The 18253-nt window shown below is 58.0% G+C and carries 12 protein-coding genes; 3 read left to right on the forward strand and 9 right to left on the reverse strand.

The genetic code is table 11. The features are described from left to right. Positions 1 to 223: 223 nt before the first annotated feature. The 3 genes from BGLCM_RS02155 to BGLCM_RS02165 form a co-directional block, all read right to left on the reverse strand. Positions 224 to 3031, reverse strand: a complete 2808-nt coding sequence (locus tag BGLCM_RS02155; protein WP_044084511.1) for an InlB B-repeat-containing protein — start codon at positions 3029 to 3031, stop codon at positions 224 to 226. Positions 3032 to 3343: 312 nt separating this feature from the next. Continuing rightward, entirely contained in the window at positions 3344 to 4666 is a 1323-nt protein-coding gene (locus tag BGLCM_RS02160; RefSeq protein WP_152593181.1) for a hypothetical protein, read from the reverse strand. A gap of 152 nt (positions 4667 to 4818) precedes the next feature. Next, positions 4819 to 5526, reverse strand: a complete 708-nt coding sequence (locus BGLCM_RS02165) for a GNAT family N-acetyltransferase (protein WP_420796140.1) — start codon at positions 5524 to 5526, stop codon at positions 4819 to 4821. 195 nt (positions 5527 to 5721) lie between these two features. Between BGLCM_RS02165 and BGLCM_RS02170 the strand changes: the two genes are divergently transcribed. Continuing rightward, complete coding sequence (locus tag BGLCM_RS02170) at positions 5722 to 5907, forward strand: FmdB family zinc ribbon protein (RefSeq protein WP_044084512.1); 186 nt, start codon at positions 5722 to 5724, stop codon at positions 5905 to 5907. Between the two features lie 149 nt (positions 5908 to 6056). After that, positions 6057 to 6953: an SAF domain-containing protein gene (locus BGLCM_RS02175; protein WP_160268312.1), complete on the forward strand. Its 897-nt coding sequence runs from the start codon at positions 6057 to 6059 to the stop codon at positions 6951 to 6953. Positions 6954 to 7130: 177 nt separating this feature from the next. Here the strand turns inward: BGLCM_RS02175 and BGLCM_RS02180 are convergent, their stop codons facing one another. From BGLCM_RS02180 to rplJ, 5 genes are all read right to left on the reverse strand, one after another. Next, positions 7131 to 7355 (reverse strand): hypothetical protein, encoded by a 225-nt coding sequence (locus tag BGLCM_RS02180; RefSeq protein ID WP_044084514.1) that lies wholly within the window; start codon positions 7353 to 7355, stop codon positions 7131 to 7133. Next, positions 7352 to 10978 carry a hypothetical protein gene (locus BGLCM_RS02185; RefSeq protein WP_006295314.1) on the reverse strand — a complete coding sequence of 1209 codons (3627 nt, stop codon included), beginning with the start codon at positions 10976 to 10978 and terminating at the stop codon, positions 7352 to 7354. The genes BGLCM_RS02180 and BGLCM_RS02185 overlap by 4 nt, the downstream gene beginning before the upstream one ends. A gap of 6 nt (positions 10979 to 10984) precedes the next feature. After that, a complete protein-coding gene (locus BGLCM_RS02190; RefSeq protein WP_006295315.1) occupies positions 10985 to 12439 on the reverse strand; it encodes a variant leucine-rich repeat-containing protein in 1455 nt (484 codons plus the stop codon). A gap of 1321 nt (positions 12440 to 13760) precedes the next feature. Next, positions 13761 to 14141: a 50S ribosomal protein L7/L12 gene (gene rplL, locus BGLCM_RS02195; protein WP_006295319.1), complete on the reverse strand. Its 381-nt coding sequence runs from the start codon at positions 14139 to 14141 to the stop codon at positions 13761 to 13763. A 103-nt stretch (positions 14142 to 14244) separates the two neighbouring features. Then, positions 14245 to 14766 (reverse strand): 50S ribosomal protein L10, encoded by a 522-nt coding sequence (rplJ, locus tag BGLCM_RS02200; RefSeq protein WP_044084515.1) that lies wholly within the window; start codon positions 14764 to 14766, stop codon positions 14245 to 14247. Between the two features lie 562 nt (positions 14767 to 15328). Between rplJ and BGLCM_RS02205 the strand changes: the two genes are divergently transcribed. Then, a complete protein-coding gene (locus BGLCM_RS02205; protein WP_006295322.1) occupies positions 15329 to 16240 on the forward strand; it encodes a metal ABC transporter solute-binding protein, Zn/Mn family in 912 nt (303 codons plus the stop codon). A gap of 70 nt (positions 16241 to 16310) precedes the next feature. On the opposite strand, the gene BGLCM_RS02210 is transcribed toward BGLCM_RS02205, so the two are convergent. Then, entirely contained in the window at positions 16311 to 17708 is a 1398-nt protein-coding gene (locus tag BGLCM_RS02210) for an NCS2 family permease (protein WP_006295323.1), read from the reverse strand. Positions 17709 to 18253 lie beyond the last annotated feature (545 nt).

The raw sequence follows: 18253 nt of genomic DNA on the forward strand, positions 1-18253 counted from the left end.
GCGGGATTCCGCGCTCCCCAACACACGAAGGGGTTACGGCACGCGGACGAATCCGCAAACCGTAACCCCTTGTGGTGAACGGCTGTGGTGAGTGCCAGCCGTTCGGCACGTCGCTGTTGACGCACATCAACCGCCCAACGCAACCCGCGGGCCACTCAGGCGACGCGGGTGCGTTGGGCATCACTGCCAGCCTGATTTCTCAGGCGCGCTCTTGAGCGCGCTCTCAGGCGCGGCGGCGACGTGCCAGGATGAGTCCGAGGGCGAGCAGCGCAGCCGTACCGGCAGCGATGCACACACCGACAATGGATGCACCCGTTGAAGCCAACGGGGCGCCCGCAGACGAACCTGTTTGAACGTCAGCCGCAGGATCGGTCGACGCGCCGTGGTCACCGGAATCTCCCGGAGCGCCCGGGTTGTCCGGGTCGGACGGATCGGACGGGTCAACCGGCTCTGGCGAGACGGCCTCGAACTGGGCCTCCACGCGCACCGAGCTGCCCGGCATCACGAACGTGTTGTCTTCGGCGATATCAATGTCGCCCTTGATCACGTTCCATCCCGTGAACTGGTAGCCGTCATCAGCAGTGGCCGTCAGCTGCACAGTCTCACCCGGCGTCACAGCCGTTGCGGGATCAGCGCTGGCCGTACCGCCAGCCGTGGCATCCACGCGCACAGCAAACTGCTTGTTCGACACACGCCACAGCTGCGTGCCGTAGAACGGGTTGGCCGTACCAATCAGCAGATAGTCATCTGTCGGAGCGAAGATGCGCAGACCGTGGTTGAACGGATCGCCGAAACCGTTGTCCGACACGGTGTTCACAGTCACGCCCGCGCTGCCGTTATCGGTGATTTCAAACAGGTTGAAGCCGCGCTTCGAATCCTTCAGATACGGCAGCGATTCGAAGAACGCCTTGAAGTTGCTGACCGTGGCGAACTTGAGCAGCGCGTTAATCAGCGTGCGCAAGGCGGCAGGGATGTTCTTGATCTTGTCGAACAGACCAACAAGCTCGGCGTAAGCGTCGGCAAAATCCTGGGACGCCGTGTCTTCGAGCGATGCGGCGAGCTTGGCCATGGCATCGTTCAAACGGTACAGGTCCTGGGCCACTGCGGCATCATCGAGGCTGTCGGGCACAATGCTGCCGTCCTTGATGCCTTCGACGAGCTTGGCGCGCTGATCATCGCTCAACGTCACCGATTCGGCATCGGATTCGTTCGTGGACGGACGCAGTGAGAACATCGTCGGGCCATTTGCCGCGCCGTCCGTGGCGCCAGCGTTCTGCTGGGCACGCTTCAGAGCCCAATCGACGAGCGCTTGCGGATCGTCGGTTGACGGGCGCGCATCACGGCTGCGCAGCGAATAGAACGCGCCACCGTTCAGCGTGGCGGGCCTGGCCGACTGCTTGAGGATGATCTCAAGGAACGTGCGGGCCGCATTAAGCGTCGTCATCCACTCCTGCTTGCTCATGTGCAGGATGTCGCCATTGGTGAACTGGGCCATCGGCTCGAGCAGTGTCGTCGTGTTCATCGTCGACAGATACATCTTGCCTTCGTGCACGGCCGTTTGCCACGTGTACTGGTTCATATGGTTGTCAAAACCGCTGCCCAGACCCGTGGAGCCGCCTTCAGGGAACTGCGCCGTGGCATCGCCCACGAGCATTTCAATCTGCTCGTCCGGGCTCATACGGTACAGGTTGATCGACTGCTTGAGGTTCGTGGCCTGCGTCACGAACTCCTGGTGCGTGGCAAAGCCCTGCAGTGCGCTCGATACATCGTTGTAGTCGCCGATGTAGAGGTAGTCGCCGTAGACCTGCAATGTGCAGGCGCCAGCGGCCACGCGCTCGGGATCGAGGCCGTAGAAGTACTTGGCACCCTTCGCGGTGTCGCCAGCCAGCAGACGCCACGACCAATCGGCGGCGTTCGTGGCGCTGCCGTGGTTCTCGCCCACGTAAATGGCGAACGAACGCTTGGTTCCCGTCTTCTCGTCCTGCGTGTCGGCGGAACCCGTGCAGATGACCACATAAAGCTTGCCGTTGTATTCCTGCACCTGGTAAATACCGCCGCCACCATTGACGTCGGAACGCTTCACGGCAGGCAGGTTGTCGAACGTCGTCATGTCGGCGATCGTCGTCCACGAGTTCGGGTCCTCGGGCGTCCTCGAGGCGACGAGCGACGCGTTGCCGCCGTCGGCCGTCGGCTTGATGTCGCCGGCGATCAGCGTGTCGCCAAACGAGCCGATGGCACGCGTTGAGGTGAACACTCGGTTGTTGACGAGCTGACGGAATCCGTTGACGTCAACGCTGTCGTAGACGCGCGTGAGCTTGTCGCCGTTGTTCGGGTCGACTTCGTAAACGCACGGGAAACCGTTCTGCATGGCCATGGCCGTCTGGATCTCGATCGGGGTGAGTTCCGTGTTGTTCGTGTCCATGATCATGCCGACAAAGTAGATTTTGCCGTTCATCTTGTATGCGCTGCGGAACGTGGGGATGATACCCTTGCCGCCCTCGATGCCCTCGCTTTGCGACATGAGGATCTTCGTTTCGCCAGTCTTCACATTGAACTTGAACAGCACGCCGCCGGCGCTCTTGCCGTCCGGCTCGCCCTTGTACATGTGGCCCGCATACATCGCGTCAATAAGTGCCGACGCGGCTTCCTTCGACAGGCCCAGGCCACCCAATCCCGAGTTCAGGATTGAGTTCACGCCAAGGCCGCCGTACATCGTGCCAATGTAGACCCAGTCCCCTTCGGACTGTGCCGCATAGCTGTATGACTGTCCGCGGTCGCCTTCACCGTCGGCCAGCACGTCGATCTTGCCGTCGCCCACATAGTCAACGACGCCGTCCGTGGTGGACAGCCCCTTTGTGGGGTGGCTGACCTTTTCGAACGTCATGCCGTTGCCGTTCTGGGAATCATATGATGTGGTGATAAGGTCGTCGAGCGACGGGACCTCCTGTGCTGTAGAGGTGACTGCAGTGGCGCCCAACAACGTTGCGATTGCAGACACTACGCCCACAGCAGATGCAAACCGTTTCTTCATTCGGGTGCTCCGTATCCTTTCTCGTATCGTCGCGTAACGTTCGACGTTCTTCTTTTCTCTGTATTTCTGCGGTTGCCCCATTGGCGGCTCCTGAACGGAGCCTTGCAATAACCCATGGCGCACTACCCCCGTCCAATGCACTATCCTAGAGCACATAATGCGGTATTCATAACAATTTTGACTAAATCATTACAATTGTCATACAAAGTTGGGGTAGCGATGCGGATGGCCACGCATGAACAACGCCCCGCACTGCCGGTTCAGCAGTGCGGGGCGTAATTGAGAGAAGTATGTAAGTATTACTCGCGCAGATCAGTTGCCACGTCGCGCAAGAATGCTGTCGAGATTGATGCCGAGCGACTCGTCCGTGGCGTCAGGCGCGTCGACACTCGAGCTGCTCTCGCTACGGTGGAACGCGTTGGAATCATTGACAGCCGCATGCGCAGCCGGCACGCTGGCCGCATGGGTGCGCCTGGAGACAGCCACTGGCTGCACCTGCGTGGTTGATGGCGTTGATTGACGGTCCAATTCCACTTGAATCGCAATATGGTCAATCGGTTCCACATCGGCTTGCTGGGTGGCCGAAGCGGCTGAACGCGCAGCCTCATTGCGCGGTGCGGAGTGTTCCACATCGTGTTGCTGCGCATCTCGTAGTGTGGCTGGCTCGTGGTGCTCCTGAGCGGATTGCACCGGTACAGCCTTCGCGACTTGGCGCATCGACTTGATCTCCAAGCTTTCCACGGCATCAGCTGGCACGGATTGCGATTCTTCTTGCGAAGCGTCGAACGAGAACGAAATGAGCTCTTGGCGGCTTGCGTGCTGCGCAGGTGCTGCAGCGCGTGGCCCCAAGCCCGCGTTGCCAATGTGCTTGACAACCAAATCGGCATGGGCAGCTTCAACGGCCGCGTCTTGCTGCACCGTATGGTCTTCCTGGGCGCGACGCAACTCGTCTTCCTGCTGCGCCAACGCCTGCTGTTGCTGCAACCGCAGCTGTTCTTCGCGCAAACGCTGCTCATCATGCGCACGCTGAGCGGCTTTGCTTTGCTGCTGCAGTTCACGCGAGTCACGCAGCGCGCGACGAATCTCGCGCTGATCGAGCACATCGGTTGGGCTTGCCGCTTGAGACGCTTGAGACGCTTGCGCACCTACAGGACGGCTGGCGTCAGCGTGACCCTGACGTTCCTGGCGTTCGCGACGTTCACGAGCATCCTTGCGCTGCTGCGTCTTGCGGGCCGCTTCAAGCACGGCCCGGTTGCGCTGGGCCTGTTTGGCCTCCCATGCCTTGGCCTGCTTCGAAGCGTGCGCACCCAAAGCGAGCACGACGGCCAACAACACGCCTGGAATCAACGCATAGAGCATGCTGAAATGGAATACGACAGCCAGCAGCAGCACCAGAATGGTGACGGCCAGCAGAGTACTGACGAGAATACGACGCCGATGAATGGCGGCTTTACGCGCAGCCCTGACTTTCGCCACATACTCACGGTCCCGGACCGGTGTGGTCTGCGTGCTCGGCATAATCGCCCCTTTCGACACAGGTGTATGTTCATCGGAGAACGTGGTGCCACTGTTCGCATCAATCAGATGCAGAGAGGCCGAGTACTTATCCTCGCGATGCTTGAGTACCTGTTTCATGCCTTTTTCGGTACGTCTCGGCAGCCAAATCATCATGACAATGGCCACTATCACCAAGACTATGACGGTGCTTAGTGATTCGTAGCTCATAGTCCATAAGAATAAAGGATAGAAAGACATTCTGGGAACGCAGTGAACAAAATCCGCGCGTGTCACTGCGGTGGCGTGCTGTTCGAGCGCTCCAACAAGCGTTTGGTGAATCCTTCAGGGGCGTCCTGAGCCACTATCGCATAGGATTCATGGTCTTCCCACACACCATTGATATACATGTATGCGCGTCGCACACCCTCATAGGTGGCCTGCACTTTTTCAACCACGCGACGCGAACGGTGATTCGATGGCAATATGTCAATTCCCAAACGGTGCAAATGCGGGCCCACGGGAGCAAACATTGCCCAATCGGCCAACATCGTCACGGCCAACGGCGCAAAACCGTGGCCTGCGTAGCGGTGATCAACCCAATACCCCACAATGCCGGAACGCAACGCACCGAACGATACGGCACCCAATGAAATCTGCCCGACAATAACCCCTTGGTACTCAATAGCGAAAATGATGCCTGTTCCCGCACATTCCTCAGCCCGTTGACGGGCAATCCACTGGGCAAACGTCAGATTGGCACCATGTTCGGGATCAGTGGACTCCCATGGTCCCAGCCAATCCGTATTGACGGCCCGCACTTGGCTCCACTCGTATTCGTCTTCTTCAATAAGCGGCCGCAAACGAATGGGAACGGCGCCGTCCGGGGCTTCAATGGACGCTGGCATCAACAGCGTTTCTGGGCTTGCCGCTGGATTGGCTTGGAACACGGTACGGAACAATCGTTGCAGGAATCGCACAAGCACCATTGTGCCACGCATAGTGGTTGCCGTAATGGCTGCCCTGTGTGCGAAGTTGGAAGAGGTCGGCCACGTCTCATCGGGCGGCATATGAACAGCTGTCAAGCCACAGCATAGGATTGGAGCGTGGGATTGAGGCGCATGACAGTATGCGCAGTCCCGCCGCGACTTCAACTTTTATGTGATACACGCATTCACAGTTTTCTTGGAGGATACATGCCTACCTACCATTACCGCTGCAAGCAGTGCGGCTACGACTTCACTGAACACCAGTCATTTGACGACCCAGCCATCACCGTATGCCCCAAGTGCGCACAAGAAACGGTGATCAAGGTCTTTTCCGCAGTACCAATCTCATTCAAGGGATCAGGCTTCTACCGCACCGACAGCGGCAAGCACTGATTACAAACACCGTTCAAACGCGACTGTTGTCGCACTTGCTTGCCGGACTGGACATGAGTTATCCACATCAGCCGGGACCGGCGTTTGTGTTCTCCACATTGGTCGAGGGAACTGGATTTTAACTACACAACAAGCTCATCATGGATGTCATGATGAGCTTGTTTCATACTGCACAGCCAGGCCCGAACCGCCATACGGGCCCACACCGCAGCGGCCCCGCAGGCGGTGCATGCACACATGCTTCGGGCGCCCAATCACGCCGCCGCGCCCATATGTTGCGCCGATTCGCATTGTGTGTGGGAGTGGCGCTGCTCGTGTATGTCGTGTTGGGCGCGGTAATGGGTTTGCATGCCACACGGCAAGTAGTGGTGGCGCGCCACACCATTGAACGTGGCAGTGTGATTGGCGCCACGGATGTGCAATATCAGCAATTTCCGGCAACCGACAGTGCCGGTTCCACTACGCCTTGGGCCGATGCGGCGGATGATCTGCAACTGGTCAGCAACCATATTGCACAGTTCACCATCACCGCCGGCTCCGTGGTGTTCCTGGACATGGTGGCACAACAGCCCGTGCTGCAAGCCGGGCAAACGATTGTGGATGTGCAACTGGCCAGCCGCTCCCAAGCGCTGACTGGGGCCAGTGCAGCCCAAAGCAATGCTGCCGCTGCTGCTACGCCCGAAAACACGGATTACACGAGCGATACTGTTGCCAACGCAGGAACAGGCACAGACACAGGCACAAGTACAGGCGCTGGTACGCCGCCACTGATGCTGCCTGGCACGGTGGTATCGCTTGTTTGCGCGCAGCCGTGCAACGGCGCTGATGTTAACGCCGCCGGTTCGCAGGGCGGCACGGCCAGTGGTGGCGATCAGGCTAGCAACAACACGTTTTCAGTCTGCACGCTCAGCCCAAAAGCCGTCGTGATGGGGCCGATGGGCGAACACGGTGTGCCCATGGCCATGGAAGCCAAAGAGGCGTTACACGTCATCACAATGCAGGAGCACACACCAATTGTGGCTATGGAGCCGCAACAACCCGGCTAGCCACGCTAACGGGGAAGGCCAGTCTCAACAGGCCAGCTCAACTAGCCAAATGCAACAGACCCGCCAAACTAAGTAGGTGGGTCGAGTTAGCCATGCGATCGAGGCTAACTCAGCCAAATGGATTAGTCAGGGTGCCGCACTCACGCAAGCGTCCGAATCAGCGAGCGTTGCCATCAATCAGCGGCCGCGCTCGTTGAACACGGCCCAATGCGGTGGCAGTTCGTTGAGAATGCGCTGATCATCGTCGGCGTCACGCTGGCGCGGGGTCATCACATCGGAAGGTTCAAGCTTGACACCGTCGGCATCAAAACGTTCCGTACCTTGACGAACCACGCGCCGATGTTGGCGCGGTGTGCGACGCGTGGCGCTGTACTCATGCGGATTGTCTGTTGGATCACTCACTTGGTGCGCTCCTGGTACAAATCGCCAAAACGGGCCACAATACGATCAACTTCCTTCTCGGGGTTGACGAATGCGCCCACACTCCATACGGTCATCACGCTCCAGCCCAAGCGTTCCAAATCCTGCAACAGGATGCGGTTGCGCTCACGCGTGGATTCGATGCCCATGAACTGTCCGTCATCGGTCAGCAATGCCAATGCGAACGGACGGTCCGGTAAGCCTACGACCATCGGAATGCGCAAGCCACCATCGTAGCCATAATTGACCGCCACATTCAGACCGCGCGTACGCACACGCTTGGCCAGATCGTTGAACAGCACGTTGTCGCCATGACCCTCCACCTGCGGGCGGATCACTTCGGTATCGTCAAGCTGTTCAGCCCAAGCCAGCAGACGCTTGAGCATACGCGGACCTTCCTGATGCAAACGCTCATCATCCAAATCCTCAGTGCCAAACGCACTGACAATGTCAATGGAATGGTCAGACAGCGCCAACGCATCGAGCAGCATGCCCTTGCCGCCTTCATGCTCAATCGAACTGAACTGCTGCAGCAACCGGCCATGCGAGGTTTTGGCATAGCTCATGCTCACAATCACATCGGTGGCACTGGCTCCGGCAACATCCACAATGTCCACAATGCGCACATGACGCAAGAACCGTCCCATGGCCTCATCCCGCGCAGCCAACGCCTTGAGCTCAGCCCCCAGGCGCACACGGAACGTCGGCGTCAACGTGACGACGGTCAGCAAATAGCTCGACGGCACAAACGTGAACAACTTGGCACGGTCCTTGATGATCTCAATGACCTTGTCGATCTCAGGTTGGCTTGATTCCACCAATCCTGAAGCAATCAGCGGCACGCCCGTGCCATCCACGCGATGGTAACGCGTCGTGCCCTGCACTGTCTCGCGCACGGCATCGCGATTGACCTCGCCATAGCCTTCACGCTCCAGGAACGTGTTGACACGTGGATCACGACGCGTTGGACGTGACGGTACCACAACGCTCGGCAACATGTCGGCCAGACGCTGGACACCTTCCGACGTAATCGTCTGGCGATGAGCCAACACCACAACCTGCCGCGCACGGCTCAGAATGCCCAACAGCAACACGGACTGCAAATGCGCCGCCGCATCCACAATCACGACATCGGCAATCGGCACCGGATTAGTCACCGCGGCCAATGTGGCAGGGGTCGCCATAATCACAGGCTTGGCAGCAGCCAAAATCTGCGGATGGTCATGATGCAGGCGGCCCAACGGAATCGTAGCGGCGCTCGCCAATGCCGTATGCAGCATATTGGCTTCTTGCGTGCGTGCAAACAACAAATCGCACAGTCGGCGCATCGACTCCTGCATGATCATCGGACCCACGGAGCGCACATGCTCGGTATCAACCTGCACAAAGCGTTCAGCAGCCTGCTGCAACACCGATCCATCCTGGTTCGAAATAATCGGTGATGAATGCACGATGTCATCGAACACGGTCATCCACCATGCCAGTTTGAGCTCATCGTCCACAGCGTCTAAAGCCACATGGCGATGACGCAAATCGTCAACCAAATCAGACAATCCGGCTTGTGTCAGTTCGCGCTCCACAACGCTGCGTTCCGGCAACGTATCAAGAGCGATCTTGTCGTCATACAAAGCTTTGAGCCGGGCTTCGACTGCATTGAAATCACGCGATTCCAAGTCACCACCATCAGGCGTGGTGGAAAGCACCATATCGAGAGCCGTGATGTTGCTGGCCAAATCACTCTGCGTCGTAATGATTTCATCCAAATGCGGCGGCAACACGGGCCAACCGCCATGAGGCACAAACGTACGCCACTGTGCGGCCTGACGTTCCACGACGAGCAGCGCCTCATGCAGGTTCTCCACTTGGGCACCCGGGCGCAGCAGGCTTTTGGCTTCCTTGACATGGCGGCGGCGTTCCCAATAACCCATGGTGCTGCCGTCGCTCTTGCGTTCGGCCTTGGGCTTGGTCGCTTCAATCATCGAGTCGATGTCACGCTCAAAGATTTCCGCCTGGAACACGTCGAGCACGCGGCGCAAATTCTTGAGCACCGTAATCTGGCGTCCCCACTCCATGGCCGTGTTCGGCACAGGGAATCCGCATTTGTGCACAACGGCCGTCACTTGTTCGCGCGTAGCCGGCAACAGCTTGAGCAACATGTCTGACACACGCTGATATGCCGCAATGGCTTCGTCCTCATTGAAAATCGAGGCTTTGTACCACGGTGTGTCCTTGGCTTCAATCGTGTATTCACCAAGTTCTCCAGCACGCTGCAGTTTGCGTCCCCATGCAGGCAAATCCTTGCCAATGGCCAACGCCACTTCCTTCGACAACCGCACATGCGTGGAAGGATGCGTCGGCAAATCAGCAATCTTGGCGAGATTCTGAATGGTCTGGTACGCCGACACATTCCACGTCCCGTTCGTGCCGTGCAAATCACCCAAATATCGCGTCAGACGCGCACGCACGCCCACGAGCTCATCAGACAACTGTTCAAAACGTGAAGACGCCACGCCTTGTTGCAAGCCCACGGCTTCAATGAGCTGATGGTCAATGGCCTTGTTCGACTTGGGATCAGCCACATCAAGCAACGCGCCTTCGAGCTCGTTGGCGCGCATCGCATGCACGAACCGGCGTTTTTGTTCAGTCACGCCCGGCACATACAGCACCGACTTTCCAGCCATGATGCAGCGCGACGCAATTGCCGCCGCCTGGTCGGCCGTGTCGCTCACGAGCGTGCCATCCACAAACAGCGAATGCCCGGCCGCCACCATGTTCGAGGCATAGCGCACGGTGTTATCCACATCGCCCACTTCATATTCGGCATGCGGATCGCCATCAAACGGGCTGAATGACGGCATCGTCTGGTGCTCGAGCTGCTCGCGCGCCTGAGCATATCCGGCCAGCGCGTCGAGCGCCGTATTGCCCGTGGGGCCTTGGTTCAGCTCGTCAATCAGCATCTGGCTTTCGACCATGACTTGCGTGGCCGGGTCAAGGAAGCAGCCCATCACAATCTGGCGCTCGATTGAGAAATCGGCAAACACCTGCCGCACAGCGTTCGTAATCACAGCGAACACCGATGCTGTTTCAGGAGTCCCGCTCTCATAATTCGAGCCGTCAAACAACGCGTTCTCGTCAAGGTTCACGCCTTGTTCGCGCATCAGCGCCACAAACGACGCGTTCAGCCGCACGCGGCCCGTAAACGAAATCGTCGTATGGTTCTCCACTGGGTTGCCGTCGCGCACAACTTCCACGGGATACAGCAGAATCGGCATCTGGTTGCCCTTCCACGTTCCCACGCCCACAATCAACGACAGTTCGGCGATGCCGCTCATGCTCTTCTTGGCACCTTGGTCGTCGAGCACGCGCTCCACACGCCGCGCCGCCGCTCGCAGCATGCCGCCGTCACGGAACAGCGAGTGCAATGGCGCGCTTCCCTTCGCAAACAGTTGGGAAATGCCCGAAGGATGCGCGTGGGTCAGGTCAAGTTTGGCGCCCAACTGCTCCACGTCTTCCAACGGAGAGGGGGCCAAGTCAGCCTTGTAATCGTCACGCCACACCGTAAGACGATTGAGGGAATCGTTTTGAGAAGTCCGCTCGTCAGTCATCTGCGCTCACTTCCCTACCGCATGGCGATAGTCTTCATAGCCTTTGTTGTTACTCAACGCCGCGTCCACATCCGCGTCGCCCTGTTCAGCGAGCCACTCGTACAGATCATCGTACAAATACGGGTTCATCGCCAGGAACGGCAATAGTTCGGCGTAGCAAGCCATATCGTGCTGCTCGCGGAAATCATCGGACAGTCGCGCGTCGTCCGACGTGAATCCGCCGGCTTCCACGAGCTGCTCGCGCTGGGCAAACTCTCCGTTCGCCACGCGTTCGAACACTGATCCGGGTTCAAACACCGGCGTGAATGCCTGCGTTTCTTCCAGCTCTACAGCCGTTTGCTCGTCTTGCGGACGCTGGAATCTTGCGTATTGTTCATCTATTTCCGCAGCATTATCAGTATTTCCGTTCGACTCCTGAAGCTCTTCATCCGCCTGTGGCTGGTCCGTAACGTTTTGAGGCTCAGGCTGCGAAACCTGCTCAACGTTATCAGCTTCCACCTCAGTCTCTGCAGTAGCTGGCGCAGAATCTTCATCAACGTCTTCAGGCTGCACCACAGGCTGGGCCACCGCCTCCGGATTGCTAAACACCACAGAAGCCGACACATCCACATGTGCAGGCATCTCTTCCGGCTGCGGTTCAACCGCTGGCTCAGGTTCGCTACTCTGTGCGGCTTGTTCCAAGTCTTCCGTAGGCACAATGCGTGCCGAAGCGAGCTCTTCGATAGACACCATACGTTCGCCGGTCTGCGGCTGCGGGTCTGGTTCGGGCTGCACGAGCGATTGCTGGATTTGCGGCTCTTCTAGTTTGCCTGATGCGATGTCTTGAGCATCAGCGAACAGATCACGCGTATTGCGTTCCGTGCCCGATGCTTCATCCAGTTCAGCCAGCGGCAACGGGTTGATCGGAGCCTCAAATGGCACAAACGTCTGCTGTTCGGCCTGACGCAACTGTGTAGCGCGAGCGCGCACCGTGCTCGCATTGAAAATGTCAGTAGGCTCGCCCGCGCGCAGATTGAGAATGTCGTCCACCGACATTTCCACATTCTCTTTGGGACGGGCATCATCAAACGCATAGTCGAAGAGGTTGGCTACAGGCATATCCTCATTCGTGTCGTCATCTTCCACTGATGCGAACACCATGGGCACGTCGCCCAGCTGCATGCGCATCGGATCGTCCGGCAATGCGATATTGGCATATTCAGGCAGACGCAGCAGTTCGCCATCCTCGCGCACAATATAGGTGCCGTTCGTGGACTTCAAATCACGCAGTGACGCTTTGCCATCCTCAGAAACGCTGAACGTGGCATGACGTTTCGACATGGAGCGTGTGGCATCGGGAATTTCAACGCGCACGGTGCCATCATCAGCAAGCGGTCGAATGGGTTTCCTTCCAATTTCCACGGAGGTTCCGGGTTGTACCTCGGCGACTTCCGCTCCGTCCACGCGAATAACCCACTTCATCGCAGTGGCCTTCCTTTCCCGTCATGCTTTCACTCGTCATCACCGGCTGATGCCCGCATGGGTTCCATCATCACTATGGCCCACATGTGCAAGTAACGATTCAGTATTACAGTCGATTTGCGACACTTACAGCCAAGTTTAGCGTATAGCCCGGTTCCGTTGTATCCATAGCGAAACGCCGTTCCACTCTACAACAGACGTGCCCACGCACCGATTCCACTCATCTCCCCTTCCACCATCCCCAGCCGAGGCACGCTTCCCGATCAGACATGCTTTCCCCACCACCCCAGTCCAACCAATCCCCAAATTCAACCCCAAACGCAGTCCCCTGACCAGCTTGGTCAGAAAAGATGCATCGCTGAGCCAGAAAGTGCCATCCCCCTGACCAGCTTGGTCAGGAAAGACGCAGCTTCGGGACGAAAAATGCAATCCCGCTGACCACCCCGGTCAGGAAAGGTACAGTTTGTGGCTCAGCAATGTAGTTTGCCTGACCACACTGGTAAGGAAAGATGCGTTTTCGTTCTGTAGATATGGATCGTGTGTACCGGCCCGATACCACAGGTTACGAATTCGACCGCAAATGCGTTTCCTCCCACCGGCCCCGTAAGGAAAAAGACGGTGTTGAGTCCGGAAGTGTAGTTTTCCTGACCACACTGGTACGGAAAGACGCGGTTCTGGAACAGAAAGTGCAATCCCCCTGACCAGGCTGGTTAGGAAAGATGCAGTGTCGGGCTCGGAAATGTAGTTTTCCTGACCAGGCTGGTAAGGAAAGATGCAGTTTTAGGGCGGGAAGTGTAGTTCTCCTGACCAGACCGGTCAGGAGAGACGCAGTTCTTAGCCCGGAAGTGTAGTTCTCCTGACCAGACCGGTCAGGAGAGACGCAGTTTTAGGGCGGGAAGTGTAGTTCTCCTGACCAGACCGGTAAAGAGAGATGCGGTTTCGCCCTGGGGATGGGGGCTGCTTGTATCAGCTTGGTACAGCGGGCTATGGATTGCGTCCAGATGTGACGGGAAGGATTGAGGGACGGAAAGAGCGGAAAGAAGTGGGAAATAAGAGAGACAAGAGATACAAAGGAAACGGGGAGACGAGGAAACGAGGAGACGAGGAAACGATGAAGGGAAGAAATAGAGGAAATGGAGCGGAAATAGGAAAGGAAAGAGGGGAAATAAAGGAAAGAAAGAGTGGGGAAAGAAAGAGAGAGAGAAAAAAAAGAGAGCGGAAGAGAGAGGGTGCAGTGAGGGGTGAGATACGGGAAGACCCCGCAACTTTGGGGTTCCGGGGTCTTCGGAATGCTTGTGGTTTGCGGCTTAAGCCGCGCAAATCACTTGAGCTCGACGGTGGCGCCAGCTTCTTCGAGCTGAGCCTTGGCCTTCTCGGCGTCTTCCTTCTTGGCGTGCTCGAGAACCGGCTTCGGAGCGCCGTCCACGAGGGCCTTAGCCTCAGCGAGGCCCAGGCTGGTGATGCCACGGACAGCCTTGATAACCTGGATCTTCTTGTCGCCAACGGCGGAGAGGATGACGTCGAACTCATCCTTCTCTTCCTCAGCCGGAGCAGCAGCGCCCGGAGCGGCGGCAACAGCGGCGACCGGAGCGGCAGCCTCAACGTCGAACTTCTCTTCGAAGGCCTTGACGAACTCAGAGAGCTCAACGAGGGTCATCTCACCGAAAGCTTCGAGCAGCTCATCCTGGGTGAACTTAGCCATTATGGCTTCCTTTCAATCTTGGCGCGGTATGTGCACAGCGCCTACAAACTGTTTTTTGTTTTTCCGGATTGACCGGATTCCCGCGCGGATACCCGCGATGGAATCAGGCGGCCTTCTCCTGCTTTTCACGCAGCGCATCGATAGTGCGAACAGCCTTCGTGGGCAGCGCGTTGAACAGGTAAGCGGCCTTGGCCATGCTGGCCTTGATGTCGCCAGCAAATTCGGCAAGCAGTTCCGGACGAGACTTGAGGTCTGCAAGCTGCTTGGCACCCTCGGCATCGTAAACGGTTCCATCTGCGAAACCGCCCTTGATGATTAGGGCCTTGTTCGTCTTGGCGAAGTCACGCAGAGTCTTCGCAGCGTCAATGAAGTCACCCTTGACGAAAACCACAGCGGACGGACCCTTGAGCAGGTCGTCCAGGCCTTCGATGCCGGCTTCCTTCGCTGCAATGCGGAACAGCGTGTTCTTTGCCACGGTGTAGGAAGTATCGCGGCCTAGCTTTTCACGCAGATCGGAAATCTGCGGAACGGTAAGCCCGCGGTACTCGGTGAGGTAGATAGCATCAGCATTACGGAACAGTTCCGTAAGCTCAGCAACCACCACTTCCTTTTCGGGCCTCTTCATGGCGTTCCTTCCTAGATCGGCCGTTGACCAGGCGAAACGAGCACAAACTAAAAAAAGCCCTGCGCATCACGCAGAGCATCCCTCAACCATCTGCTAGGCAGACGTGTTCCTCAGTATCCCTGCGTTGGCGTTGCACCTTCGTGGAATTCTTGCGAACTCCAAACCAACGGTCTTTGGTGTACAGCCGAATAATCTAACGGTTGCGTCCGACGAAGGGTCCTCTTCGGCGTGTCGCACGTCGGCACTTGAGACAGCGGCGCAAATTGTCCCTACAGCATACTGATAATCATTATCAATTGCGATTCGCGGTATCGTACGAACACAACACCAAAGCGCCAGTGAGCACGCCTCGCCCGCCTCGCCTCCGATTCAAGGCCACGCAAGGCTACGTAAGGCTACTCATGGCACCCATGACCCCAAGCATGGCCGTTCATGGACACCCACAGGGCGCGTATGACGCGGCGTGGTCATGCGCCGGTCATGCGCCGGTCATGCGCGGCCATGCGTGGTTATGCGTAGTCATGTGGGTACAACAACACCTAGCGAAACAGAAGGAACACCAATGAAGCACACTATGCGCGCTATCACGGCGGCCATTGCCGCCATAACACTGCTGGCGGGAGCCAGCGCCTGCGGTTCAGGTTCACAATCCTCCAACCACGCCTCATCCAAGAATGACGTGATCAATGTGGTGGCCGTCAGCAACCAGTGGGGCGCGTTAGCCAAGGATCTGGGCGGCGACCATGTGAACGTGACAACAATCCTGAACAACACGTCCACTGACGCACACGACTATGAGCCGACCACCAACGACATCGTCAAAATCGAGAACGCCCAGATCGCCATCGTCAACGGCGCGGGTTACGACGAATGGGCCGTCAAAGCCGCGAAGAACTGCAAGGGCGACGTGATCAACGCCGCAGAAGAAGGCGGCAAGAAGACGGGCGACAACCCGCATGTGTGGTTCTCGGCGCAGGTGCGCCAAAAGACCGCCGACGCACTGACGGCCGAATACGAAAAGCTCGACCCGGCCAACAAGGCCGACTTCGAGAAGCTGCACGAGGACTGGCAGAACGAAGAGAACGAGTTGACACTGGCCGTGGCCGAAGTGGCCAAGGACGACCACAACAATACGTATGCCGCCGTGGAATCCGTGGGCGATTACCTGGCTGAGCAAATGGGCTTGACCGACAAGACACCGCAAGGTTACAAGCAGGCCGCAGCCAACGAGAGCGAACCGACGGCCAGCGACTTGAACGAATTTGAGACGATGCTCAAGAACGGCGATGTGGACATGCTGATCACGAATTCGCAAGAACCGAGCGCGATGAGCGACCGTCTGATCGCCGCAGCCGATTCGGGCAATGTGCCCGTCGTGGATTTGACCGAACAGATGCCCAGCCAATACAAGAACATGGAAACCTGGCTCAAGGATGTGGTCAAGCAGATGCAGCAAGCACAAAGCGGCAAGTGAGCCACGCGCCACAACGAACAAGAAGCCCCTTACGCCTCGGTTGGCATAAGGGGCTTCTTGTTGAGCCATGTCAGCTTAATGCAGCCATACAAATAAAATCAAGAATGAACAGGGCCGCAACAATCCAGACCATCGGATGAACCTCGCGAGCCTTCTTCTTGCAGACCATGACGATGCAGTAGGTGATGAAGCCGAACGCGATGCCATACGAAATCGAGTAGGCGAACGCCATGAACACGGCCGCGAAGAACGCGGGGATGGCTTCAGTGATGTCGTTCCAAGCCACATCCTTGAGCGAGGCTGCCATCATGCAGCCCACAACCACGAGCACGCCAGCCGTGGCGGCACCCGGAATCGCCGAGACGAGCGGCGCGAACAGCACGGAAAGCGCGAAGCAGCAGGCGACGGTCACGGAAGTCAAGCCAGTGCGGCCGCCAGCGGCGATACCAGCCGAGGACTCCACGAACGTCGTCGTGTTCGACGTACCGAAAATCGAGCCGATCGAGGTGGCGACGGAATCGGCGAACAGCGCCTTGTCCATCTTCGTCTTGAAACCGGAACCGTTCTCGACGGACTCTTCGTCGGCCTTCGAGAAGATGCCCGTGCGACGGCCCGTGCCGATGAACGTGCCGAGCGTGTCGAACGTGTCGGACATCGAGAACGCGAAGATCGTGACGAGCACGAGCGGAATGCGAGCGGGGTTGCCGAACAGCGAGCCGAAGCCTTCGCCCGTGAACAGCGCGCCGAACGTGGTCGGCAGCTGGCCGAACATTTCGCCCAGGCCAACCGAGTTGCTCATCGTCGTCAGGCCCATCGGGATGCCGATGATCGTCGTGGCGATGATGGCAATCAACATGCCGCCGCGCACCTTGAGCACGGTCAGCACGATCACCACAAGCAAACCGATCAGGAACAGCCACAGCGTCGGATTGTTGATCGCGGCAAGTCCGGGCGTGGCGGCCGTGGCCAGACCATGGCTGGCCGAGTCGGGATCCTTCGTCGTGAAGTTGATGAAGCCGACGTTCAGCAGGCCCACGTACGCCACAAACAGGCCGATACCGCCGCCGATAGCGTGCTGCAATGGCTCAGGAATGGCGCGGATGATCATCTTGCGCACCTTGGTGATCGTGATCAGGATGTTGATGCAGCCGCACAGGAACACCATGGCCAGCGCTTCCTGCCAAGTGAACCCAAGGCCGAAGCACACGGTGTAGGTGAAGAACGCGTTCAGGCCCATGCCCGGAGCCTGGGCGTACGGCACGTTGGCGAACAAGCCCATGACGAGCGTGCCGATGATCGATGCGATGATCGTGGCGAGGAACACGCCACCCCAAGGCATACCGGTCTGAGTAAGAATCTGCGGATTGACGACGATGATATACGCCATGGCGAAGAACGTCGTCAGACCCGCCATCACTTCGCGCGGGACTGTGGTGCCGTTCTCCTTGAGATGGAAAAACTTCTCCATAGGAACTCTTCTTCTGGGTTGTTCTCTTCTTGCCGTCTGCTCACCGCATCCGTCAAGATCAAACACCAGACCGACCACCAAATCCGACACTGCAGAACGTTACGCAACGTTACGAAATGTTACGGAACGCAACAACCGCAGGCGAACATGTGAATCAGGGAATCATTGGCATGGGGTGCGGAAAATCAGAACAGCAACAACCTAACAGAAAAACGGCACACCATGTCGTGTGCAGCTCACCGGCTCGACAAGTCCGCGCGATATCAAGTGAGAGAGCTGTTTGCGGGGGGTTGGGTTGTGCGGGCGCCCGAAACACGCGTGTAACAGAAGGGGCCTTGCGGGCACGACAATCACAGAACAACGAACAGGGATGATGTGCGGTTTTGTGCACATCATCCCTGGGGTGGGGAGGGGATTGCGGAAGGTCGCGGGAGCTTGGGGAAGTTCGGGGAAGTTCGGGGAAGTTCGGGGAAGTTCGGGGAAGTTCGGGGAAGTTCGGGGAAGTTCGGGGAAGTTCGGGGGACCTTGCGCAAGTTTGCGCGGCG

The organism is Bifidobacterium gallicum DSM 20093 = LMG 11596, assembly GCF_000741205.1.
Classification (GTDB): domain Bacteria; phylum Actinomycetota; class Actinomycetes; order Actinomycetales; family Bifidobacteriaceae; genus Bifidobacterium; species Bifidobacterium gallicum.